We start from the raw sequence: 23,962 nt of genomic DNA, 5'->3' as shown, positions 1-23,962 counted from the left end.
AGGGGAGCCGCGGCCCGGGCCGCAGACGGGGCCGCACCCCTCTGTCCCCCGTCGTCCCACGAGCCGCGGGAGGCTGACAGGTGTCCAGCGCAGCCGAGCAGGAGGCGGTGGCCGGTCGTCAGGCCACCGGGAACGGGCGCCAGGCCGCCGCCGTGAACGGGGCACGGCGGGCCGCGCCGCCGCCCACCGTGCCCGCGTGGCCGGGCGCGCCGACACCGCTGGGCGCCCGGTTCCGGGTCGGCCCGGACGGAGTGGCGGGCACCAACTTCGCGTTGTGGGCGGGCGGGGCCGAGGGGGTCGAGCTGTGCCTCTTCGACGAGTCGGGCAGGGAGTCGCGGGTCCGGCTCGCCGAGCTGACCCACGAGATCTGGCACGGCTTCGTCCCCGGCGTGCTGCCGGGGCAGCGCTACGGCTACCGGGTGCACGGCCGCTGGGACCCGTGGACGGGCGCCCGCTGGAACCCCGCCAAGCTGCTGCTCGACCCCTACGCCCGCGCCGTGGACGGGGACTTCGGCCTGCCGCCGGAGGTGTACGGGCACGTCCGCGACTGGCCGCAGCAGCATGTCGCCGACACCGTGCGCGACGACCGGGACTCGGCGCCGCACGTCCCGAAGGGCGTCGTCGTCCACGATGACGACGACTGGGCCGACGACCGCCGCCCGAAGACGCCGTGGGCGGACTCGGTGATCTACGAGCTGCACGTCAAGGGCTTCACGCAACTCCACCCGGGCATCCCCGAGGAGCTGCGCGGCACCTACGCCGGCCTCGCGCACCCGGCGGCCATAGAGCACCTGGTGAGGCTGGGTGTGACGGCGGTGGAGCTGCTGCCGGTGCACCAGTTCGCGCACGAGGACCATCTGCTGCGCCGGGGCCTCAAGAACTACTGGGGCTACAACTCCATCGGCTACTTCGCCCCGCACGCGGCCTACGCGGCCTCCGGGACGAGGGGCCAGCAGGTCGGCGAGTTCAAGCGGATGGTGCGCGCCCTGCACGCGGCCGGGATCGAGGTCGTCCTCGACGTGGTCTACAACCACACCGCCGAGGCGGGCGAACTGGGCCCGACGCTGTCCCTCAAGGGCATCGACAACCGCGGCTACTACCGCCTCCAGGACGACGCCCGCCGCTACGCCGACTACACCGGCTGCGGCAACACCCTGCACGTGGTCCAGCCGCACGTGCTGCGCCTGATCACCGACTCGCTGCGCTACTGGGTCACGGAGATGGGCGTGGACGGCTTCCGCTTCGACCTGGCGGCGGCGCTGGCCCGCTCCATGCACGACGTCGACATGCTCTCCCCGTTTCTCGCGGTCATCGCCCAGGACCCGGTGCTGCGCCGGGTGAAGCTGATCGCCGAGCCGTGGGACGTGGGCTCCGGCGGCTACCAGGTGGGGGCGTTCCCGCCGCTGTGGACGGAGTGGAACGACCGGTACCGCAACGCCGTTCGGGACTTCTGGCGGCACGCCCTGCCGGACGTCCGCGAGATGGGCTACCGGCTGTCGGGCTCCAGCGACCTGTACGCCTGGGGCGGGCGCAGGCCGTACGCGTCCGTCAACTTCATCACCGCGCACGACGGGTTCACCCTGCGCGACCTGGTGAGCTACGAGCGCAAGCACAACGAGGCCAACGGCGAGGGCAACCGGGACGGCACGGACGACAACCGGGCCTGGAACGGCGGCGCCGAGGGCGAGACGGACGACGCGGACGTACGCGCGCTCAGGCGGCGGCAGCTCAGGAACCTGCTGACCACCCTGCTGCTGTCGACGGGCGTGCCCATGCTGGTCGCGGGCGACGAACTGGGCCGCACCCAGCGCGGCAACAACAACGCCTACTGCCAGGACAACGAGATCGGCTGGCTGGACTGGGGACTGCTGGAGGATCCCGGCTGGCAGGCCCTGTTCGCGCTGACCTCCCGGCTGATCGCGCTGCGCCACCGCCACCCGGTGCTCAGGCGCCGGGCGTTCTTCTCGGGCCGGGCCCAGACCGCGGACGGGCTGCGCGACCTGGCCTGGTTCACGTCCCGGGGCACGGAGATGACGGAGCAGGACTGGTACGCGCCCGCCGCCACTCTGGGCATGTACCTGTCCGGCCGGGACATCCCGGGGCGCGACGAGCGCGGGGAGCAGATCCTCGACGACAGCTTCCTGGCCGTCCTGCACGCGGGCGAAGGGCCGGTGGACTTCACCCTGCCGGGGCCGCCGTGGGCCGAGCGGTACGAGGTCGTCGTCGACACGAGCCGGGAGGAGCAGGGGGAGGCGCCGGGCGTGGAGCACCGGGCGGGGACGGAGATCACGATGCCGGCGCGGGCCGTGCTGCTGCTGCGGGTGGCGGGGTGACCCCGGCGGGGCGGCCGGCGGGTGCGGACGGGCAGCACGCAGCAGGCGGGTGAAGCCTGAGCCACTGTCACCTTCCCGGGGCATGCATGAGGATCTCCGCCGCATCCGGCCGGGTCGGCGGTATCGATGCGCTGGAGGCGACAGTGATGAACGAACGAGGCGGGCAGACGGGTCCGCACACCATCAGCGTCCCGGTCCTCATCGTCGGCGGCTCCCTGGTCGGCCTGTCGACCTCGCTGTTCCTGGGACGGCTGGGCGTGCCGCACATGCTGGTGGAGCGCCACTCAGGCACCTCCATCCACCCGCGAGGCCGTGGCAACAACGTCCGCACGATGGAGCTGTTCCGGGTGGCGGGCGTCGAGAAGGCGATCCAGGACGCGGCCGCCACCCTGGCCGTCAACAAGGGCATCCTCCAGACGCCCACGCTGACCGGTGACGCGGGCGAGTGGCTGTTCAGGGAGATCGACCCGGGGGGCGGCCTGGCCCGCTTCAGCCCCAGCGCCTGGTGCCTGTGCAGCCAGAACGACCTCGAACCGGTCCTGCTCGACCACGCCCGCGGACACGGCGGGGACCTGCGCTTCTCCACCGAGCTGATGTCGTTCGAGGCCGGCGCCACCGGTGTGACCGCCGTGGTCAAGAGCCGCGAGACGGGTGAGCACACCACCATCCGCGCGGACTATCTCGTCGCCGCGGACGGCCCGCGCAGCCCCGTGCGTGAGCAGCTCGGCATCGGTCAGAGCGGTCCCGGCGACCTGTTCCACAACGTCAGCCTCACCTTCCGCTCCCGCCGCCTCGCCGACGTCGTGGGTGAGCGCCACTTCATCGTCTGCTACCTGACGAACCCGGAGGCCGACGGCGCCCTGCTGCCGGTGGACAACCGCGAGAACTGGGTCTTCCACGCCCCCTGGCACCCCGAACACGGCCAGACCCTGGAGGAATTCACGGACGAGTGGTGCGTCGAGCACATCCGCCGGGCGGTCGGGGTCGCCGACCTCGATGTGGAGATCACCGGCAAGGCGCCGTGGCACGCCGCTCAGCGGGTGGCCCGCAGCTACCGGTCCGGACGGGTGTTCCTGGCCGGTGACTCGGCGCACGAGATGTCTCCCACCGGGGCCTTCGGTTCCAACACCGGTATCCAGGACGCCCACAACCTCGCCTGGAAACTGGCCGCGGTGCTCGACGGCTGGGCGGGGGAGCGCCTGCTGGACACCTACGACGCCGAGCGCCGTCCCGTGGCCGAGGCCACCAGCGCGCGTGCCGCGGCCCGGTCGGCCGAGCACAGCCATCCCGGATTCGCCGCGCCGGCCGGAGGGGGCGGCGGCCCCCAGCGCGGCATCCTCAACGTGGCCCTCGGGTACCACTACCCGCAGGGCGCCGTCGTCGGCGCCGATCCCGCGGCCCCCGTGGTCCCCGAGAGCCTCGACCTGACCGGCGGCCCCGGCAGCAGGGCCCCGCACCTGTGGGTGCGTCACGGGGACGAACGCATGTCGACGCTCGACCTCTACGAGCGGTCCCTGGTGCTGCTCAGTGACGCCGCCGAGCCGAACGGATGGCACGAGGCCGCGCTCCGCCTCGCCGACGATCCGGCCCTGCCGCTCAGGTCGTACCGGGTGGGCACCGGGCCTCAGGCCGACCTGGTACCGGAGGACGCCGCCGACTGGGCGGAGCGCCACGGCACGGGGCCCGGGGGCGCCGTGCTCGTCCGGCCCGACGGGTTCGTCGCATGGCGGTCGCCGGGTCCGGACCCGGCCGCCGAGGACACGCTGCGCCAGGTCCTGAGGACCGGGCTGGCCGTCGGCTGAATCCCGGGCTCCGAAGCGGCGAGTCCCCCGACGGGTGCTGAGGGGCGGGCGGCCACGCCCGCATCACCCGGACGGGGGACCGCGACCGGCAGGCCGCGGACCACGCGGACGGCCCGGTTGTCCTGACCCGTCCCGTCCGGCGGCCACTCGACCCGGTCACCCGCGGACGCCGTCCGAGTCGCGCGATGTGCGGGGACGGCCACAGGATCGAGGAACGCCGACGTCGCATCCCTGCGGCCGGCGTTCACGTTCCCCGCCGCGAAGGAGATGTGCGCAGGATGAACACCACGTCCGAACGGGGGGCAGGTTCGCGGGCGCGACAGGCCTCGCACCATGTCTCCCAGTCCGTGTTCGACGGTTCCCGGCTCCGCGTCGTCCTTCTGGTCGACGTCCACGACGGGGCCCAGCAGGAGTTCCTCGAGGCTTACGAACAGTTGTGCAACCAGGTCGCGTCCGTCCCCGGGCATGTCAGCGACCAGCTGTGCCAGTCGATCGAGAATCCCTCCCAGTGGCTCATCACGAGTGAGTGGGAGAGCGCCCCGCCGTTCCTCGCCTGGGTCAACAGCGAGGAGCACGTGCGGATGGTGGAGCCGCTGCACAGCTGCGTGCGCGACACGCGGTCGCTGCGCTTCCACGTCGTCCGCGAGACCGGCGGACCGGCGAAGGGCGCCGACCAGGCGGAGCGCCGCCTCCAGACGGCGCCCCGAATCGGTGACGGTGTGATCCGGCACGCGCTCACGTTCACCGTGAAGCCGGGCAGCGAGGAGATCGTGGCCAAGATCCTCGCCGACTACGACTCGCCCGAGCCGAAGGTCGACGACAGCACCCGGCTGTGCCGCACCTCCCTGTTCATGCACGGCAACCGGGTGGTGCGGGCCGTCGAGGTGCGGGGCGACCTGCTGGCCGCGCTGCGCCACGTCGCCCGGCAGCCCGAGGTGCGGGCCGTCGAGGAGGCGATCAATCCCCACCTCGAACAGGACCGGGACCTGGGCGACCCCGAATCCGCCCGGGTCTTCTTCACCAGGGCCGCGCTGCCGGCCGTCCACCATGTGACGGCGGGGCGGCAGGAGCCGCAGGGCGAGCGGTACGCCCTGTACTACCCGGCGCGGCCGGAGCGCGGCATGCAGCTCGCCGAACTCCTGGCCCATCGGGACGAGACGGCCGCGGACGACCCGCGCAGCCCGGTCCTGCGCAGCACGATCTTCCAGCGCGACGACGTCGTCGTACGGCTGATCGACGTGCACGGCTCGATCGAGGAGGCCGGCCCCGGCCACATCCTCGGTCTGTCCGACTCGGCGCAGGTGACCGAGCTGACGACGCTCCTGGACGACGTCGCGGACATGGACGTGGCCATGTCGAAGGACGGCAGCCTCGCCCGCCTGCTCGAACTGGCGCGCATGGATCTCGTCACCGACCGCCGGTCGCCCGACGCCTGATTCGCCATCCGGCGGGAGGGGCGACGCCGCCTCTCCCGCGGTGGCGCAGCACCTCAACGGAGGAACGCGTGATCACATCTCGTCCCAACATCGTGAGCCTGAGCGACGTCGAGCCCAACCGCCGCCGAGGCGGTGACCTGCGCGCCATGCTCACTCCGGCCGCGGTGGGCGCCACCAGTGGATTCATGGGCGTGGCGCTCATCGAACCCGGTGACCGAATCGGTGAGCACTACCACCCGTACTCCGAGGAGTTCGTGTACGTGGTGTGCGGGCAGCTCGAGGTGGACCTGGACGGCGAGCCGCACCCGCTCCGGCCCGAGCAGGGGCTGCTGATCCCCGTCAACGTGCGCCACCGCTTCCGCAATGTCGGCAAGGAGGAGGCCAGGCTGGTCTTCCACCTCGGCCCCCTGGCGCCGAGTCCGCCGCTGGGCCACGTCGACACCGAGGAGACCGACGCCGAGTCCGCGGTGGTGGGAGCGGAGGCTGCCGCACGACGTCAGGTCCACTCATGACCAGGCGAGTGGCGGTCACCGGCATAGGCATCGTCGCTCCCGGGGGCATAGGCGTACCGGCGTTCTGGAACCTCCTGGCGGCCGGGCGCACCGCGACACGGGCCATCACGTTCTTCGACCCGTCCGGTCTGCGGTCGCGGATCGCCGCCGAGTGCGACTTCGACCCCACTGCCCACGGCCTGGACCCGCGGGACGTGGAACGAAGCGACCGCTACATCCAGTTCGCCATGGTCGCGGGCGACGAGGCGGTACGGGACGCCGGTCTCGATCTCGCCGCCGAGGACCCCTGGCGCGTCGGCGTCTCGCTCGGCACCGCGGTCGGCGGCACCACCCGGCTGGAGCACGACTACGTGCTGGTCAGCCACGGCGGGCAGCGCTGGGACGTGGACCACCGGGAAGCGGGCCCCGACCTGCACCGGGCGTTCACGCCCGGCGCCCTCGCCTCGACGGTGGCGGAGCGGTTCGGAGCGCGCGGCCCGGTGCAGACCGTGTCCACGGGCTGCACCTCCGGGCTCGACGCGGTCGGCTACGCCTTCCACACCGTGGAGGAAGGCCGGGCCGACATCTGCATAGCCGGCGCCTCGGACTCGCCGATCTCCCCGATCACCATGGCCTGCTTCGACGCGATCAAGGCCACCTCCCCGAACAACGACGACCCGGCCCACGCCTCGCGTCCCTTCGACGCCGACCGCGACGGATTCGTCATGGGCGAGGGCGGCGCCGTACTCGTCCTGGAGGAGCTCGAACACGCCAGGGCCCGCGGTGCGCGCGTGTACTGCGAACTCGGCGGCTACGCCACCTTCGGCAACGCCTACCACATGACCGGCCTCACCAGCGAGGGCGTGGAGATGGCCCGCGCCATCGACGACGCCCTCGACCACGCGCGGCTCGACCCCACCGCGATCGACTACGTCAACGCGCACGGCTCGGGCACCAAGCAGAACGACCGCCACGAGACCGCAGCGGTCAAGCGGGTCCTGGGACCGCACGCCTACGAAACCCCCATGAGTTCCATCAAGTCGATGGTGGGCCACTCCCTGGGCGCCATCGGAGCGATCGAACTCGTCGCCTGTGTGCTGGCCCTGACGCACCAGGTGGTGCCGCCGACCGCGAACTACGAGACCCCCGACCCCGAGTGCGACCTGGACTACGTCCCCCGCGAGGCGAGGGAGCGCAAGCTCGACAGCGTGCTCTCGGTGGGCAGCGGATTCGGCGGCTTCCAGTCCGCGGTGGTCATGAACCGGCCGAGGGAGACGTCACGATGAGCGAACCTCGTCCACAGCGCGTGGCCGTCACGGGTATCGGTGTGGTCGCGCCCAACGGATCCAGTACCGAGACCTTCTGGAAGTCCACCAGGGAGGGCATCAGCGTCCTGGACCGCGTCACCCGGGAGGGCTGTGAGCATCTGCCGCTGCGGGTGGCGGGCCAGGTGCGCGGCTTCGACCCGTCGGCGGCGATCGAGGAGCGCTTCCTGGTCCAGACCGACCGGTTCACGCACTTCGCGATGGCGGCGGCCGACCTCGCGCTCGACGACGCCCGGCTCCCCCGGTCCGTGACCGACGAGGTGCCGTTCTCCGTCGGTGTGGTCACCGCGGCCGGTTCCGGCGGCGGCGAGTTCGGACAGCGCGAGCTCCAGCAGCTGTGGGGCAAGGGCAGTCGCTTCGTCGGTCCGTACCAGTCCATCGCCTGGTTCTATGCCGCCAGCACCGGCCAGATCTCCATCCGCCGCGGTTTCAAGGGCCCCTGCTCGGTCGTCGCCGCCGACGAGGCCGGCGGCCTGGACGCCCTCGCCCACGCGGCACGAGCCGTACGGCGCGGCACCGATGTGATCGTGGCCGGGGCGACCGAGGCGCCGATCGCGCCCTACTCGGTGGTCTGCCAGCTCGGCTACGAGGAACTCAGCACGGTCGACGACCCGACCCGTGCCTACCGCCCGTTCACGTCCGCGGCCTGCGGGTTCGTGCCCGCTGAGGGGGGCGCCATGGTCGTGGTGGAGGCGGAGGGCACAGCCCGGGAGCGGGGCGCGCCCGTGCGGGCCCACCTGGCCGGACACGCGGCGACCTTCACGGGGGCCTCCCGCTGGGAGGAGTCCCGGGAAGGACTCGCCCAGGCCGTCCGGGGTGCTCTGGCGGAGGCCGGCTGCGCCCCCGAGGAGATCGACGTGGTGTTCGCCGACGCCCTCGGCGTACCGGAGGCGGACCGGGCGGAGGCCCTGGCCATCGCCGACGCTCTCGGGGCCCATGGCACCCGGGTGCCCGTCACCGCGCCGAAGACCGGCATCGGCCGGGGCTACTGCGCGGCGCCGCTGATGGACGCCGCGGCGGCGGTGCTGTCGATGGAGCACGGTCTGATCCCGCCCACCCCCAACGTCTTCGACATCTGCCACGACCTCGACCTCGTGACAGGCCGGGCCCGTACCGCCGAGGTACGCACGGCGCTGGTGCTGAGCCGGGGACTCATGGGGTCGAACTCGGCGCTGGTGCTGAGGCACGGCGCCGCCGACGCCTCGTCGTGAGGCGCCGTGGAACCGGCAAGGAAGGGAATGGCATGAACGACCGCATCTCGGTGGAAGAGCTGTCCGAACTCATGAAGAAGTGCACCGGTGTCACCGTCGCCCCGGAGGAACTCCGCCGCGACGGGACGGCCTTCGAAAGCCTCGGCGTCGACTCGCTGGGCCTGCTGGGCATCGTGGGCGAGCTGGAGAACCGGTACGGCACGCCGATGCCGACCGACGCCGAACGCTCCAAGACGCCCCGGCAGTTCCTCGACCTCGTCAACGGTGCCCTCCTGGCAGGAGCGTGACATGACCGGACACACACAGAACGAGATCACCATCGCCGCGCCGGTGGACCTGGTCTGGGAGGTGACCAACGACCTGGAGAACTGGCCGCAGCTGTTCAGCGAGTACGCCTCCGTCGAGATCCTCTCCCGGGAGGGCCACAGGACGACCTTCCGGCTGACGATGCACCCGGACGAGAACGGCACCGTGTGGAGCTGGGTCTCCGAGCGCGAGCCGGACCGCGACGCGCTCACCGTCAAGGCCCGCCGCGTCGAGACGGGACCCTTCGCCCACATGGACATCCACTGGCGGTACGAGGAGGTCCCGGCCGGCACGCGGATGGTCTGGACGCAGGACTTCGCGATGAAGCCGGACGCGCCGGTCGACGACGCGTGGATGACGGACAACATCAACCGGAACTCCAAGGTGCAGATGGCCCTGATCCGTGAGCGCGTCGAGAAGATCGCCGCGGAGCGCGGTGCGAGTGCCGGTCTGACCGACTGAGCCGGACGGAGAACAGTCCCATGCACCAAGCCCTGATCGTCGCCCGCATGGCCCCGGGGTCGGCGCCCGACATCGCCAAGGTGTTCGAGGAGTCCGACCGGGGGGAGCTGCCGCACCTCGTCGGTGTGACCCGGCGCAGCCTCTTCCAGTTCGGCGATGTGTACCTGCACCTGATCGAGGCCGAGCGCGACCCCGGGCCGGCCATCGCCAAGATCACCGGCCATCCCGAGTTCCGGGACGTCAGCGAGCGCCTGTCCGCGTACGTCAGCGCGTACGACCCCGCGACCTGGCGTTCCCCGAAGGACGCCATGGCGCAGCGCTTCTACCTCTGGGAGCGCGAGCCGGCCGGCTGACCGCCGCCGGCACGAGACGGCCGCCGGGTCCGCAGCGTCGCGGACCCGGCGGCCGTTTGTGCATCTGCACCGGGGAGTCCCGGGATCACCGGGTCCCCCGGGAAGCGGTCGGATCAGCCGGGGATGTGGCAGTCGAACGCGTGCAGATAGGGGTTGACCGGGCTGATGTCGTCGATGACCAGGCCGGCCTCGGTGAGCCGGTCCACCATGCTCTGCCGGGTGTGCTTGGCCCCGCCGACGTTGAGGAGCAGCAGCAGGTCCATCGCGGTGCTGAACCGCATCGAGGGCGAGTCGTCGACGAGGTTCTCGATGACCACCACGCGCGTCCCGGGGCCGCCGGCCTCGCGGACGTTGCGCAGCGTGCGGGTGGTGCTCTCGTCGTCCCACTCCAGGATGTTCTTGATCACGTAGACGTCGGCCTTCACCGGGACGGCCGTCCGGACGTCGCCGGGCACGACGTGCGCGCGGTCCGCGAGGTCGCCGCCCGTGCGCAGTCTCGGGACGGCGTTCTCCACCACCCGGGGGAGGTCGAGCAGCGTCCCGCGCAGGTCCGGGTACTTGTCGAGCAGGCTCGCCACGACGTGCCCCTGGCCGCCGCCGACGTCGGCCACCGAGGTGCATCCCGTGAGGTCGAGGAACGCGGCGACGTCCTGCGCCGACTGCACGCTGGAGGTCGTCATGGCGCGGTTGAAGACGTCCGCCGACTCCGGGGCGTCCTCGTTGAGGTAGGGGAAGAACTCCTTGCCGTACAGGTCCTCCACCACGTTGCGGCCGGTGCGCACCGCCTCGTCCAGCTTCGGCCAGACGTCCCAGGTCCACGGCTCGGTGCACCACAGCGTGATGGCGCGCAGGCTGTGGGGGTCGTCCTCGCGCAGCAGCCGGGAGACGTCGGTGTGCGCGAACGTCCCGTCCGGGCGTTCCGTGAAGACGCCGTGGCAGGACAGGGCTCGCAGGAGCCGTCGCAGCGGTCCGGGTTCGGTCTTCACCGCGGCCGCGATGTCCTCCGCGGCCATGGGGTCCTCGCCGAGGACGTCGGCGATTCCCAGACGGGCGGCCGCGCGCAGGGCGGCGGCGCATGCCGCACCGAAGGCGAGTTCCCGCAGCCGCATGGACGGCGGAGGCGCGGGCTGGGTGGTCGTCATGTGCCGCCTTCCTACTTCGATCACGTCAACGGTGGAGGGTGGTCAGCACAGGCCGGCGGGCTGGGACAGCCGGCAGGTGTTGCCCTGGAAGGTGTTGCCCTGACCCGGGTCCGTGTTGACCAGGTCCGCCGGAGCGTTGCCCTGCAGCAGGTTGTCGCTGACCCGGTTGCGCTCGCTGGTGGTGCCGACGAAGCTCTTGAACACGACGATGCCGCCCGACAGCGGGGACGTGCCGACGTTGTCCCTGATCACGTTGTGGGTGACCAGGTTGTCCTCGGTGCCCGTCAGGACGATGCCGGATCCCTGCAGGGCGTCCAGCCGGGCGGTCTTCGGGCAGGACTTGTTGTTGCGTTCGATGCGGTTCTCGCGCACGGTCACGAGGCCGGCCTTGGGCTTGTTCTCGTCGCCGACGACGAACAGGCCCGCGCAGTTGCCCGTGAGGTGGTTGTCCGAGACCGTCAGGTTGCGCAGCCGGCGGACGGTGGCGCCGATCCGGTTGCCCTGCAGCCGGTTGTGCTCGACCACCGTCCCCCCGGTGTCCATGGCCCCCAGTTCCTCCGTGACCGTGTTGGCGAGGAACAGGCCCGCGTCTCCGTTGTCCCGGGCGGTGTTGCCGCGGAACGTCCCGCGGGCCGACTGCTCCGTGGCGATGCCCCACACCCCGTTCTCGACGGCGTGGACGTTCTGCACGGTCAGTCCGTCGGCCTCACGGGCGTGGATGCCGGACTTGCCGAAGCCCCTCACCGTCAGGGAGGCGATGGTGACGCCGTCGACGTTGTGGTCCCGCGTGCCCTCGACGCAGATGCCGTTGCCGGCCGCGGCGCAGCCGGCGGCGGCCCCCCCGGCGTCCGGTGCGGTCGCGGCGCCGGCCCCCGCCTGCGGGCGGAGGACCGTGCCGCGGCCCATGCCGCGCAGGGTGAGTCCGGGCGTGCTCACGCTGACGCTCTCGCGGTGGGTGCCGCGGGCGAGCAGAACAGTGTCGCCCGGCCGGGCGGAGTCGACCGCCTTCTGGATCGACTCCCCCGGTCTCACCAGATGGACCGTGTGGGTGGCGGTCGGCGCGGCGGCGCCGAGGCCCGTCCCGAGCAGCGCCGCCGCGCATGCCAGAGGTGCGATATGACATTTATTCATATCGCGCAGATTAGGGGGCAAAGGTCGTAAATCGGCGGGATGGGCCATCCGGCGGCGTGGCACCCGGGGCCCGGCCTGCTGTCCTCGACCGCCCGTCTCCCGACCGCGGCGGCCGTCCGGGGGCCGGCCCGGAGCCTGCGCTGGGAGGGATGCCCTGGCCGTCGATCGCCAAGGCAGCCTTCTCCCGGACCGGCCCACCGATCGAGGTCAGTTCTTGACCGGCCACTCCAGCGGCGGCTTGTAGTAGCCCTGGGTCAGTTCGACGGCGGCCGGCGTCTGGCTCGCGGGGATGAGGAACGCGGTGCAGACCGTCTCGGACTGTCCGGCGCCCAGCTGCTTCTCGGTGTCCGGCGCGGGGCAGTTCGGCCACGTGGCCTGGCCCAGGATGACGAGGAGCGCCTTGGTGCGCTGGTTCGCGCTCGTCCTGACGACCAGGTCGTCATCCATGTCCCCCAGCAGCATGGCCTTGCCGCTCTCGTGGGCGTACTTGACCGTCACGTACACGGGCACCTGTGGGCCGTCGCTCTTGTCCAGCTTCACGCCGGACTTCTCCACGTCGGCCTTCGTGCCGGTCTCCACCTTGACGGGGGTGACCGTGAACGTGCTGCCCTTCGACCGCGTCATGCCGGACTCCTGCGGCGGACTGGCCTCGCCCAGACGGTAGACGGTCCGGGCGTTGGTCGCCTTGCCGTCCGCCTCCGGTGTCCCGGTGCTCTTGGCCTTACCCGTCGCCGAGTCGTTGCAGCCCGTCAGTGCGGCGGTGAGCGCCAGGGCTCCCACCGCAGCCGGTACTGCGCGAGTCGTCCACGTGCGCATGTTCCCTCTCCCCGTTGGTTGTTCTGTAGCCACATTCGATCGTTTCTGACCGGTCATCATCGGCTACCGGATCAGTTCCAGCGGACCAGCGTCTCGATGTGGTCGCGGGCGCCGTCGAGGGGCGCCTCCAGGTCGGCGACCTTCACCGGCTGAGCGGTACCACCGGCCGCGAAGGCCACGCGGAACAGCGCCAGTTGGTCGCCCTCGCCCTCAGAGATGAACGCGAAGGCCTTGCCGTCCGGGGACGCGACCGGGATGCCGTTGGTGCGGTCGTTGGCGGGGACCAGTTCCTCGTCCTTCTCAACCGACGTGTAGTCGGACGTGAAGGTGATTTCCCGCAGGCTGCATACCAGGGACGTGTTGGTGCGCCAGAACGCGGGCTCGCAGGCGAGCCCGTCGTCGAGCCCCTTGGCCTCGATCAACTCGGTGTCCTTGCCCGGCGGCGTGACACGGCTCAGCCCGATTCCGCTGGTCCGCAGGTCGTCATCGTTCCACCAGGCCTCCACGCTGCCGTTGGGCGTGAGCGCATGAGGGTTGCCGGTCGCCGCCTGTGCGGTGGCGGTCGTGGTGGCGTCCTGGCTGAAGGCGGCGTTGTCGCTCAGGGTCTTCTCGGTCGAGTAGCCCTTCCTGGCGTCACGCACGCTGTAATCGGTCTCGCCTTCGTAGACGCCCTGTCTCACCCAGAGCAGCCCGGTCGTGGGGTGGAAGGCGGCACCTGCGTTGTCGGGGCGCTCGGTGAATTCGTCTGCGGGCGGCGGAGAGACCTCCTCGCCGCCGGCGAGGTCGTACGCTCCGGCCCGCTTCTTGAGATCCGCCTCCTTGATACCCGCGACCATCGAGAAATCCTTGTCGAAGGCGAAGCCGGCCCCACCGTTGTCGCTCTCGCACACCCTCTCGGGTACCACGTCGGCGGGCAGGACCGTCTGGCGCTCCGCGACCACGGACCCGTCCTTCACCGAGTACGAGCGCAGGGTCAGCCCGTACAGGACATCGTCCTCGCCCTGCGGTATCTCGTGGCACCACGCCACCGTCAGGGAGCTCTTCTGTGCCAGCGACGCGGCCGCGGCGTCCGCGGGCTTCTTCATACTGCCGCCGTCGGCCGCGCTCTCCCCGTCTTCCTCAGCTCCACCGCCGCACGCGGTGAGCAGCAGCGCGGCTCCAGCCGCTATTCCGGCCTGGACAAGGCGTCCCACGAACATTCCCCGTTCTCTTGATCATGCAGCGCGCCGAACCCGGGTGAAAGTCCTCGCTCTTGGCACGCCGTTCCTGTGTCGTGACCGACCTGCAGTCGGCCGAGATCATTCTGCCGTCAGGCCCGGGCTCCGCTGCGCGCGAGGTCGGCGGGCGGGGAGGGTGGGGAGCGATGAGCATGATCGCCGGGGCCGGGATCACACTCATGGGTCTTCTAGCCGAGGATCCCCCGGTCGTAGGCGACCGCGACCGCCGCCGCGCGGTCGTTGGCGCCGAGCTTGGCGTAGAGGTGGGTGAGGTGGGTCTTCACGGTCGCCTCGCTGATGAACAGTTCGCGGGCGATCTCGCGGTTGGAGGTGCCCTTGGCCACCAGGGCCAGGACCTCGCGTTCCCGGGCGGAGAGCGGCTCGTTGCCGGGGGCCCTGGGCGTACGGACCGCGGAGACCAGGCGGGAGGCCACCGCCGGGGAGAGGACCGTGTGGCCTTCCGATGCCGCCCGGACCGCCGAGAACAGCTCCTCGCGCGGGGCGTCCTTCAGGAAATAGCCGGTCGCACCCGCCTCGATCGCGGGGAGGGTGTCGGAGTCGGTGTCGTAGGTGGTGAGGACGAGGACCTTGGCGCGGGCGCCGGTGCGGCCCAGTTCGCGGATGGCGTCCACTCCCCCGCCGCCCGGCATGCGCAGATCCATCAGGTTCACGTCCGGGTCGAGGCCCGCGGCGAGCGAGACCACCTCGACGCCGTTCGGTGCCTCGCCCGATGACGGGTGCGGTCGGCATACGAAGAGGGTCCCGGCGGGGCGGGGTCCGCCACATCGGCCGTCGCGCTCGAACGGACATCAGCCGATCGGTTGATGCGGCCCTACGACCCGGCCGGTGCGGCCGTACGACCCGTCGCCCCTCAAGCTCTCGGCTTCGCTCGGGCAGGGAGGTACCCCCAGGTCGTAGGACCAACGGCCGACCCGGGTCCGGCGGAAACTCGGTGGGCAGTGTCAGTGGCGAACCGTAGGCTCGCTGCTGATGGCCACGACACCAGCCCCCGCCCAGGACCGTTCCGCCGTGCGTACGCTGCTGCGCCTGTGGCCGTACGTGCGGCCCGTGCGGGCGCGGCTGTTCGGTGCCGCGTTGGTCGCCATAGTCGCCTCCTGCGTGGGCCTGGTGATCCCGCTCGCCCTGAAGTGGATGGTGGACGGGCCGATCGCCGACCGGGACCCGGCGGGCGTGTGGCTCGGCGCGCTGTTCCTGCTGCTGCTCGGCTTCACGGAGGCCCTGTTGTTCGGGCTGCGGAGGTGGCTGGTGGCCCGGCCGCTCTCGCATGTCGAGGCGTCGATGCGGGCGGCTCTGTACGGGCACCTCCAGCGGCTGCCGGTGGCCTTCCACGACCGGTGGGCCTCGGGGCAGTTGCTCTCCCGGGGGACGACGGACCTGATGCTGCTGCGCATGTTCCTCGCGTTTCCGCTGACGTTCCTCCTGGTCAACGGGGTGACGATCCTGGTCGGCGTGATCATCATGCTGCTCCAGGACTGGACGCTGGGGCTGGTCATCCTCGGGCCCGCCGTCCCCGTCATGGTCACGTGCGTGATCTTCGAGAGGCGTTACGCGAAGCTGGCCCGCCGCGCCCAGGACCAGGTCGGCGACCTGACGACGGTCGTCGAGGAGAGTGTGCTCGGCATCCGCATCATCAAGGGCTTCGGCCGCCACCGGAGCCAGGAGCGGGCGTTCCGGGACCTGTCGAAGACGCTGCGCGGCACGGAACTGCGCAAGGCGCGGCTGCTGGCGACGATCTGGGGCGTCATCGTGACGCTGCCGGAGGTGGCGATCGGGGCGGCTCTGGTGGTGGGGGTCGTCCAGGTGGCCGACGGTGTCCTGTCGGCCGGGACGCTGGTGGCGTTCCTGTCGACGGCGCTGGCGCTGCGGTGGCCGGTGGAGTCGATCGGTTTCCTGCTGGCGATGAGCCAGGAGGCGGCGACGGCGACGGAGCGGTACTTCGAGGTGATGGACGCGGAGGTGGAGGGGGCTGGCGGCACCCCGGCCGCGGCCGCGACCCCGGGCCCGGGCACCGGCTCCGCCCCGGACGCCGACTCGGGCTCCGCCCCCGGCACCGGCTCCGGCTCCGGCTCCGGCACGGGCTCCGCCCAGGGCCCCGGCTCCGGTTCCACCCCAGGCCTCGGCTCCGCTTCCGGCCCCGGCACCCGCTCCGCCCCGGGCTCCGGCAACGGCTCCCGCTCTCGTTCCGGCTCCGGCCGCGCCCCGGCCTCCGACGCGGGCTTCGCCCCGGCCTTCGGGTCTGGCTCCGGCTCGCCCTCCGGCACCGGACCCCGCCCCGGCTCGGCGACCGTCCAGGAAAAGGGGCTCCGTTTCCACGACGTCCGGTTCCGCTACCCCGACGCCCCGTCCGACAGCCTGCCCGTCCTTCAGCACATCGACCTGCACATCCGTCCGGGCGAGTCCATGGCGCTGGTCGGTGCCACCGGCAGCGGGAAGACCACCCTCACCGCGCTCATCCCCCGCCTGTACGAGCTGACCTCGGGCCGCATCACCCTCGACGGCGCCGACATCACCGGCCTGTCCAGGGAGGCGCTGCGCGCCAAGGTCGCCGTGGCCTTCGAGGAGCCCACGCTGTTCTCCGCCTCGGTGGGCGACAACGTTCTCATGGGGGCGAAGGACACCGCCGGCCATGCCGACCTGGAGCGCGCGCTCGCCGTCGCCCAGGCCGGCTTCGTGCACTCCCTGCCCCAGGGGACGGACACCCCGGTGGGCGAGCAGGGCCTCAGCCTCTCCGGCGGCCAGCGCCAGCGCCTCGCGCTCGCCCGGGCCGTCGTCGCGCAGCCGGAGTTCCTCGTCCTGGACGACCCGCTGTCGGCCCTGGACGTGCACACGGAGGCCGCCGTGGAGGCCGCCCTGCGGCAGGTCCTCGCGGACACAACCGCCCTGATCGTGGCGCACCGCCCCTCCACCGTGCTGCTCGCCGACCGTGTCGCGCTGCTGTCCGGCGGGAGGATCGCCGCGGTCGGCACCCACCACGAACTGCTGCGCACGAACGCCGAGTACGCGTATCTGATGTCAGGGGAAGAGGAGGGCGCCCGATGACGGTGGCCACCGGCGCACCGGCCGGCGACAAACCCGACGACCGGCCCGGCCGGCAACCGGACGACCGGCCCGCCACAGCCGGCGACCCCTTCGACCGGGACGTCCTGCCCACTCCGCCGGGCGCCACCGGAGCCCTGCTGCGTTCCCTGCTCGCGCCCATGAAGGCCCGGGTCGCGGTCACCACGTTCCTGCTGCTGCTCCAGCAGGCGGTCGTACAGGCGGGCCCGCTGCTCGTGGCGTACGCCATCGACCGTGCCGTACCGGCCTTCCGGGCGCAGGACCACGGTCCGCTGATCGCGGTGGGCGCCGGCTATCTGGGGTGCGCACTGGCCGCGGGCGGGCTGCAGTTCGCGTTCGTCGCCGCCGCGGCCCGGGTCAGCCAGGACGTGCTGCTCGACCTGCGCGGCCGGATCTTCCGCCACGCGCAGGCGCTGAGCGTCGACTTCCATGAGCGCTACACCTCGGGCCGGCTCATCTCCCGCTCCACGGCCGACGTGGAGTCCCTGCGCGAGCTGCTGGACGAGGGCCTCCAGGAGCTCGTGACGGTCATCCTCTCCTTCGTCTACATCTCGGCGATGCTGCTCTGGCTCGACCTGGGTCTCGGGGGCGTGGCGGTGGCGTCCCTGGTGCCGCTGTACGCGCTCGTGCGCTGGTACCGGCGGCGGGCCGCCCGGGTGTACCGGGCGCGGTCGACGGCCATCGCGGCCGTCATCGTCAAGTTCGTCGAGACGATGAACGGCATCCGGCCGGTGCGCGCCTTCCGCCGCGAGGCCGCCAACGACACGGACTTCGGCGTGCTCAACCGGCGGCACGAACGGGTCAACGGCGACGCGCTGCTGGAGATGGCCCGCTACGTCACCGGCTCGCGGCTGGTCGCCAACACGGCGGTCGCATCGATCGTGCTGTGGGGCGGCTACCGGGTCGCGGACGGCACGCTGGCCCTCGGCGTGCTGGCGGCCGCGGTCCTGTACCTGCGGCGGCTGTACGACCCCATCGACCGGCTCGGGATGTTCCTCAACTCCTACCAGTCGGCGGCGGCCTCGCTGGAGAAGATCGCCGGCCTGCTCGCCCAGACCCCGTCGGTCCCCGAGCCGGCCACCCCCCGGCAGCTCCCGCCGCTCGAAGGCGAGCACCCCGGCCGCGCGGTGGCCTTCGACGGCGTCCGCTTCGGCTACCGCACCGGCGGCGAGGTGCTGCCCGCGTTCGACCTCACCCTGCCGGCCGGACAGACGGTCGCGGTCGTGGGCTCCACCGGCGCCGGGAAGTCGACCCTGGCCAAGCTGCTGGCCCGGTTCTACGACCCCTCCGGCGGCCGGGTGCTGCTGGACGGCGTCGACCTGCGCGACCTCTCCGTGCCCGAGCTGCGGCGCGGGGTGGTCATGGTGACGCAGGAGGCGTTCCTGTTCTCCGGCACGGTCGCCGACAACATCGCGATCGGCCGCCCGGACGCCACCCGCGAGGAGATCGAGCAGGCCGCCAAGGAGATCGGCGCACACGACTTCATCAGCAGCCTGCCCGACGGCTACGACACCGACGTACGCAAGCGGGGCGGCCGCATCTCCGCCGGGCAGCGGCAACTGGTGGCGTTCGCCCGGGCGTTGCTGGCCGACCCGGCGGTGCTGATCCTCGACGAGGCGACCAGCTCGCTGGACGTCCCCGGGGAGCGTGCGGTGCAGCGGGCCATGACGACGGTGCTGAAGGGCCGTACGGCGGTGGTCATCGCGCACCGGCTGTCGACCGTCGAGATCGCGGACCGGGTCCTGGTGATGGAGCACGGCCGGATCGTGGAGGACGGCGAACCGTCCGAACTCATCGCGGGCACGGGCAGGTTCGCGGATCTGCACCGGGCATGGCGGGACAGTCTGGCGTAGGGCGGCGGCGGGAGGCGGCCCGCCGACCGAACCGGGCAGGCACGACGAGCGGGTGGCGGCCGCGGGACCTGCGCGGCACTGTGGCACTCCTGGCACGGGGCCTGCCCGACGACGGGGAAGCGTCCGTATAGCGAACATGAACTTCCGGACAACGGACCGTTTCCGGCCATACTTTTGACGCGGTCCTGACAGAAAGCGCGCTCCCCTGACACGCTTCCCACGACTGCTCCACAGGAACCCCACAGCAACACCTTCACCTCCCCAGGCCGGGCGACCCCCGGTCCCGCAGAAGGAGTCAGTGTTGAGAAGCAGTTCCTCGCGAAGAGGCACCTCCCACAGACGCACTCCCCACACCCCCCGCCGCACCGCGGCCGTGGCCCTCGCCGGCGTCGCCGCGCTGATCGCCGCCGCCGTCCAGGGCGGCACCGCCAGCGCAGCCCCGGAGAAGGCACCGTCGGCCGCGAGCAAGGCGAAGCCCGGCTCCGAGTCGGTCAGGCTCACTCCCGCCCAGCGCGCCGCGCTGATCCGCGAGGCCGACGCCGCCAAGGCGGAGACGGCCGAGGAACTGGGCCTCGGTGCCAAGGAGAAGCTGGTCGTCCGCGACGTCCTCAAGGACCGCGACGGCACCGTGCACACGCGCTACGAGCGCACCTACGACGGCCTGCCGGTCCTCGGCGGCGACCTGGTCGTCGAGAGCACCGAGGCGGACGCCACCGCGGCCGTCGCGAAGGCCACCCGCGCCGCCATCAAGCCGGCGACGACGAAGACCGCGGTGTCCGCCGCGAAGGCCCGGCAGCAGGCCCTGAAGGCCGGCGAGGCCGACGAGGCCAAGGGCGCCGGCATCAACCGCGCGCCCCGCAAGGTGATCTGGGCCGCGAACGGCAAGCCGGTCGTGGCCTATGAGACGGTCGTCGGCGGCTTCCAGCACGACGGCACCCCGCAGGAACTGCACGTCGTCACCGACGCCACCACCGGCGAGAAGTTGTTCGAGTGGGAGGCGATCGAGACCGGCACCGGCAACACGGTGTACTCCGGCACGGTCGACCTCACCACCACCCAGTCCGGGTCGACGTACAACCTCACCGACGGCGCCCGCGGCAATCACAAGACGTACAACCTCAACCGCGGCACCTCCGGCACCGGCACCCTGTTCTCCGGACCGGACGACGTCTGGGGCAACGGCACCCCGTCCAACCTGGAGTCCGCGGGCGCCGACGCGCACTACGGGGCCGCCCTCACCTGGGACTACTACAAGAACGTGCACGGCCGCTCCGGCATCCGCGGCGACGGCGTGGGCGCCTACTCCCGGGTCCACTACGGCAACAACTACGTCAACGCCTTCTGGTCGGACAGCTGCTTCTGCATGACCTACGGCGACGGCTCGGGCAACGCCAACCCGCTGACGTCGATCGACGTGGCCGCGCACGAGATGACCCACGGGCTCACCTCGAACACCGCCGGCCTCAACTACAGCGGCGAGTCCGGCGGTCTGAACGAGGCGACCTCGGACATCTTCGGCTCGACGGTCGAGTTCTACGCGAACAACTCCTCCGACGTCGGTGACTACCTCATCGGCGAGGAGATCAACATCAACGGCGACGGCACGCCGCTGCGCTACATGGACAAGCCGAGCAAGGACGGCGCGTCCAAGGACAGCTGGTACTCGGGCATCGGCTCGATCGACGTGCACTACTCGTCGGGCCCGGCCAACCACTTCTTCTACCTGCTGAGCGAGGGCAGCGGCACCAAGACCATCAACGGTGTCACGTACGACTCGGCCACCTCGGACGGCCTTCCGGTCACCGGCATCGGCCGGGACAAGGCGGAGAAGATCTGGTTCCGCGCGCTCACCACGAAGTTCACCTCGACCACCAACTACGCGGGCGCCCGCACCGGCACCCTCGCGGCCACCGGTGAGCTCTACGGCACCGACAGCGCCGAGTACAAGGCGGTCCAGCACGCGTGGGCGGGCATCAACGTCGGCACCCGTCCCGGCGACGGAGGCGGCGGCGGCACGTCCTTCGAGAACACCGCCGACGTGGCGATCCCGGACCGGGGCGCGGCGGTCACGTCGTCGGTCACCGTCTCCGGCCGGACGGGCAACGCGCCGTCCAACCTCCAGGTCGCGGTGGACATCGTGCACACCTACATCGGTGACCTCAAGGTGGATCTGGTCGCCCCCGACGGCACGGCGTACACCCTGAAGGGGTACGGCACCGGCGGAAGCGCGGACAACCTGAACACCACCTACACGGTGAACGCCTCCTCCGAGGTGGCCAACGGCGTCTGGAAGCTGCGGGTCCAGGACAACGCGGCCGTCGACACCGGCTACATCAACAGCTGGAAGCTGACGTTCCCGTAGATCGCAGGCCCGTAGGCCCGTAGGCCCGCGGATCACAGGCCCGTAGGCCTCTCCAGTCAGGTCGTCGCCCCGGTGGGTTCGAATCCCCCGGGGCGGCGTCCGTTTGACGTGCCCTCGCGCACATCTGGTCGTCGAATTCCGGCCAACATCACGCCCACTCCTGACATGTACGCGTCTCAAGTGCCACTCTTCCCCCACGCCGCACAGCACCACAGCGCCACAGCACTTCCCCCACACCTAGGAGCTTGTGTGACCTCCCCTCTCTACGCGCGTCACAAGCGCGCCACGCTGGCCATCGCCACCGCCGTCGCCGCCGGCGCTCTGCTCACCACCGGCCTGACCCCAGGCAGCAGCGTCGCCGCGGACTCCGCGGGCAAGCCGGCGCTCGCCGCCGCCCCCGTCCTGCTCTCCGCGCCCGCCCGCACCGCGCTCATCCAGGAGCAGCAGGCGGACGCCACGCGGACCGCGGACGAGATAGGCCTCGGCGCCCAGGAGAAACTCGTAGTCAGGGACGTCGTGAAGGACGCCGACGGCAGCGTCCACACCCGCTACGAGCGGACCTACGCCGGTCTGCCGGTCCTCGGCGGCGACCTCGTCGTGCACGAGTCGAAGTCCGGCGCGGCCAAGGGCGTCACCAGAGCCACGAAGGCCACGCTCAAGGTCGCCACGCTCAAGCCGGCCGTCACCGCGGCCAAGGCGGAGAAGCAGGCCGTGACCCTCGCCAAGGCGGCCGGCTCGGAGAAGACCGAGGCGAACTCCACGCCCCGCAAGGTGATCTGGGCGGCCGACGGCAAGCCCACCCTCGCCTACGAGACGGTCGTCGGCGGCCTCCAGGAGGACGGCACGCCGAACGAACTCCACGTCGTCACCGACGCCGCCAGCGGCAAGAAGCTGTACGAGTACCAGGCCATCGAGACCGGCACCGGCACCACCACGTACAGCGGCAAGGTCGACCTCACCACCACCAAGTCCGGGTCGACGTACAACCTGACCGACGGCACGCGCGGCGGCCACAAGACGTACAACCTGAACCGCGGCACCTCCGGCACCGGCACCCTCTTCTCCGGCGCGGACGACGTCTGGGGCACCGGCAACCCGTCCAACGCGGAGACGGCCGCCGCCGACGCCCACTACGGCGCCCAGGTCACCTGGGACTTCTACAAGAGCACCTTCGGCCGCAGCGGCATCCGCAACGACGGCAAGGCCGCCTACTCGCGCGTCCACTACGGCAACAACTACGTCAACGCCTTCTGGTCGGACAGCTGCTTCTGCATGACCTACGGCGACGGCTCGGGCAACACCCACCCGCTGACCTCGCTCGACGTGGCCGCCCACGAGATGAGCCACGGCCTGACGTCGGCCACGGCGGGCCTCAACTACAGCGGCGAGTCCGGCGGTCTGAACGAGGCCACGAGCGACATCTTCGGCGCGGGCGCGGAGTTCTACGCGAACAACACCTCCGATGTCGGCGACTACCTCATCGGCGAGAAGATCGACATCCGAGGCGACGGCACCCCACTGCGCTACATGGACAAGCCCAGCAAGGACGGTGACTCCGCCGACGCCTGGTCCGCCGGCCTCGGCAGCCTGGACGTCCACTACTCCTCCGGCCCCGCCAACCACTTCTTCTACCTGCTGTCCGAGGGCAGCGGGAAGAAGACCATCAACGGCGTGGCCTACGACTCGCCGACGTCCAACGGCTCCACGGTCACCGGCATCGGCCGGACCAAGGCGCTGCAGATCTGGTACAAGGCGCTGACGACGTACATGACGTCGACGACCAAGTACGCGGCCGCCCGCACGGCGACCCTGAACGCGGCCTCGGCGCTGTACGGCGCGAGCAGCACCGAGTACAAGGCGGTCGCGGCCGCCTGGTCGGCCGTCAACGTCGGCTGACCGCGGCATGACCGTAGGGCGGTACCCGGAACGAAGGCAGCTCCGGGTACCGCCCTACTCTTGGGGACCGTGTCTTCTACGGATTCGCAGGACTTCACCTACGCCGACGTCGGCGCCACCCGCGACCAGGGCTTCTGCCCGCCGGGCTTCCACCCCATGAACGTGCGCACCCGCCTCGGCGAGGGTGAGGAGGTCTTCCGCCGGGCCTCCGACGCCGTCCTGACCTGGGAGATGCACCGGGCCATGGGCGTGGGCATCGACGCGACCGCCGACCGCGCCGCCCCCGGCGTGGACGTCACCGTCACCCTCGCCGGCATGATCAAGGCCCCCTGCCGCGTGGTCTGGACGGTCGAGGAACCCCGCCGGGCGGGCTGGGCCTACGGCACGCTGCCCGGCCACCCGGAGACCGGCGAGGAGTCCTTCGTGGTCGACCGCACGGGCGACGGCACGGTGTGGCTCACCGTGAACGCCTTCAGCCGGGCGGCCAAGTGGTACGCGAAGGCGGGCGGCCCGGCGACGAGGGGATTCCAGCACGCGTATGCCCGCAGGTGCGGCACCGTGCTGCGCAACTTGGCAGCGCCGGGACCTGAGTCCGCGTAGGGGCGCGGGGAACCGCGCGACAGGCCCTGTGGAGCCGTGGGCAGCGCCATAATCGATCTCCATGGGGACGGTGACGGCGTTGTGGCGGTATCCGGTGAAGTACACTCCGATCACGGCCACCGCGGCGCGCACGAGGCTCACGATGTGA

General features: G+C 71.5%; 18 protein-coding genes and 1 pseudogene. 14 read left to right on the top strand and 5 right to left on the bottom strand.

The annotated features are described in order from the left end of the window. The first annotated feature begins 80 nt into the window (after nucleotides 1–80). The 9 genes from glgX to RFN52_RS28065 all read left to right on the top strand — a co-directional run bounded on the left by glgX (nucleotide 81) and on the right by RFN52_RS28065 (nucleotide 9,719). Nucleotides 81–2,333: a glycogen debranching protein GlgX gene (gene glgX, locus RFN52_RS28105; RefSeq protein WP_184850174.1), complete on the top strand. Its 2,253-nt coding sequence runs from the start codon at nucleotides 81–83 to the stop codon at nucleotides 2,331–2,333. 146 nt (nucleotides 2,334–2,479) lie between these two features. Beyond that, the gene (locus RFN52_RS28100) at nucleotides 2,480–4,135 is read left to right on the top strand and encodes an FAD-dependent oxidoreductase (protein WP_311241074.1); all 1,656 of its coding nucleotides are present in this window, start codon (nucleotides 2,480–2,482) and stop codon (nucleotides 4,133–4,135) included. Nucleotides 4,136–4,413: 278 nt separating this feature from the next. Beyond that, nucleotides 4,414–5,571 carry a SchA/CurD-like domain-containing protein gene (locus RFN52_RS28095; protein WP_184850171.1) on the top strand — a complete coding sequence of 386 codons (1,158 nt, stop codon included), beginning with the start codon at nucleotides 4,414–4,416 and terminating at the stop codon, nucleotides 5,569–5,571. 68 nt (nucleotides 5,572–5,639) lie between these two features. Then, a complete protein-coding gene (locus RFN52_RS28090) occupies nucleotides 5,640–6,083 on the top strand; it encodes a cupin domain-containing protein (RefSeq protein ID WP_033313352.1) in 444 nt (147 codons plus the stop codon). Next, nucleotides 6,080–7,348, top strand: coding sequence for a beta-ketoacyl-[acyl-carrier-protein] synthase family protein (locus tag RFN52_RS28085; RefSeq protein WP_184850169.1), 1,269 nt, complete (start codon nucleotides 6,080–6,082; stop codon nucleotides 7,346–7,348). Before RFN52_RS28090 ends, RFN52_RS28085 begins: the two co-directional genes overlap by 4 nt. After that, on the top strand, nucleotides 7,345–8,598 hold the full coding sequence (locus RFN52_RS28080) for a ketosynthase chain-length factor (RefSeq protein ID WP_184850167.1): 1,254 nt from the start codon (nucleotides 7,345–7,347) through the stop codon (nucleotides 8,596–8,598). The genes RFN52_RS28085 and RFN52_RS28080 overlap by 4 nt, the downstream gene beginning before the upstream one ends. Nucleotides 8,599–8,630: 32 nt before the next feature. Next, nucleotides 8,631–8,885, top strand: a complete 255-nt coding sequence (locus tag RFN52_RS28075) for an acyl carrier protein (protein WP_184850165.1) — start codon at nucleotides 8,631–8,633, stop codon at nucleotides 8,883–8,885. Nucleotide 8,886: 1 nt separating this feature from the next. Then, a complete protein-coding gene (locus RFN52_RS28070) occupies nucleotides 8,887–9,366 on the top strand; it encodes an SRPBCC family protein (RefSeq protein WP_184850163.1) in 480 nt (159 codons plus the stop codon). A gap of 20 nt (nucleotides 9,367–9,386) precedes the next feature. Beyond that, nucleotides 9,387–9,719: a TcmI family type II polyketide cyclase gene (locus tag RFN52_RS28065; protein WP_184850161.1), complete on the top strand. Its 333-nt coding sequence runs from the start codon at nucleotides 9,387–9,389 to the stop codon at nucleotides 9,717–9,719. 113 nt (nucleotides 9,720–9,832) lie between these two features. Here RFN52_RS28065 and RFN52_RS28060 read toward each other — a convergent pair whose 3' ends face one another. From RFN52_RS28060 to RFN52_RS28040, 5 genes and pseudogenes are all read right to left on the bottom strand, one after another. Further along, complete coding sequence (locus tag RFN52_RS28060) at nucleotides 9,833–10,861, bottom strand: methyltransferase (RefSeq protein ID WP_184850158.1); 1,029 nt, start codon at nucleotides 10,859–10,861, stop codon at nucleotides 9,833–9,835. Nucleotides 10,862–10,903: 42 nt separating this feature from the next. Next, nucleotides 10,904–11,992 (bottom strand): right-handed parallel beta-helix repeat-containing protein, encoded by a 1,089-nt coding sequence (locus tag RFN52_RS28055; RefSeq protein ID WP_184850156.1) that lies wholly within the window; start codon nucleotides 11,990–11,992, stop codon nucleotides 10,904–10,906. A 207-nt stretch (nucleotides 11,993–12,199) separates the two neighbouring features. Then, nucleotides 12,200–12,808, bottom strand: a complete 609-nt coding sequence (locus RFN52_RS28050) for a hypothetical protein (protein ID WP_184850154.1) — start codon at nucleotides 12,806–12,808, stop codon at nucleotides 12,200–12,202. 71 nt (nucleotides 12,809–12,879) lie between these two features. Further along, nucleotides 12,880–14,001, bottom strand: coding sequence for a hypothetical protein (locus tag RFN52_RS28045; RefSeq protein WP_184850152.1), 1,122 nt, complete (start codon nucleotides 13,999–14,001; stop codon nucleotides 12,880–12,882). 212 nt (nucleotides 14,002–14,213) lie between these two features. Continuing rightward, nucleotides 14,214–14,753 (bottom strand): annotated as a pseudogene (locus RFN52_RS28040) (LuxR C-terminal-related transcriptional regulator); the annotation flags it as partial. Between the two features lie 262 nt (nucleotides 14,754–15,015). Here RFN52_RS28040 and RFN52_RS28035 point away from each other — a divergent pair. The 5 genes from RFN52_RS28035 to RFN52_RS28015 all read left to right on the top strand — a co-directional run bounded on the left by RFN52_RS28035 (nucleotide 15,016) and on the right by RFN52_RS28015 (nucleotide 23,814). Next, nucleotides 15,016–17,085: an ABC transporter ATP-binding protein gene (locus RFN52_RS28035; RefSeq protein ID WP_184850150.1), complete on the top strand. Its 2,070-nt coding sequence runs from the start codon at nucleotides 15,016–15,018 to the stop codon at nucleotides 17,083–17,085. Further along, nucleotides 17,082–18,956 carry an ABC transporter ATP-binding protein gene (locus RFN52_RS28030; RefSeq protein WP_184850147.1) on the top strand — a complete coding sequence of 625 codons (1,875 nt, stop codon included), beginning with the start codon at nucleotides 17,082–17,084 and terminating at the stop codon, nucleotides 18,954–18,956. The genes RFN52_RS28035 and RFN52_RS28030 overlap by 4 nt, the downstream gene beginning before the upstream one ends. Nucleotides 18,957–19,257: 301 nt before the next feature. Next, a complete protein-coding gene (locus tag RFN52_RS28025; RefSeq protein WP_184850145.1) occupies nucleotides 19,258–21,318 on the top strand; it encodes a M4 family metallopeptidase in 2,061 nt (686 codons plus the stop codon). A 249-nt stretch (nucleotides 21,319–21,567) separates the two neighbouring features. Next, nucleotides 21,568–23,214 carry a M4 family metallopeptidase gene (locus tag RFN52_RS28020; protein WP_184850143.1) on the top strand — a complete coding sequence of 549 codons (1,647 nt, stop codon included), beginning with the start codon at nucleotides 21,568–21,570 and terminating at the stop codon, nucleotides 23,212–23,214. 60 nt (nucleotides 23,215–23,274) lie between these two features. Next, nucleotides 23,275–23,814, top strand: a complete 540-nt coding sequence (locus RFN52_RS28015) for a DUF1990 domain-containing protein (protein WP_184850141.1) — start codon at nucleotides 23,275–23,277, stop codon at nucleotides 23,812–23,814. The last annotated feature ends 148 nt before the right edge of the window (nucleotides 23,815–23,962 follow it).

The sequence above is a fragment of the Streptomyces collinus genome (assembly GCF_031348265.1).
GTDB lineage: Bacteria > Actinomycetota > Actinomycetes > Streptomycetales > Streptomycetaceae > Streptomyces > Streptomyces collinus.
This window is presented reverse-complemented; position numbering and strand designations above follow the sequence as displayed.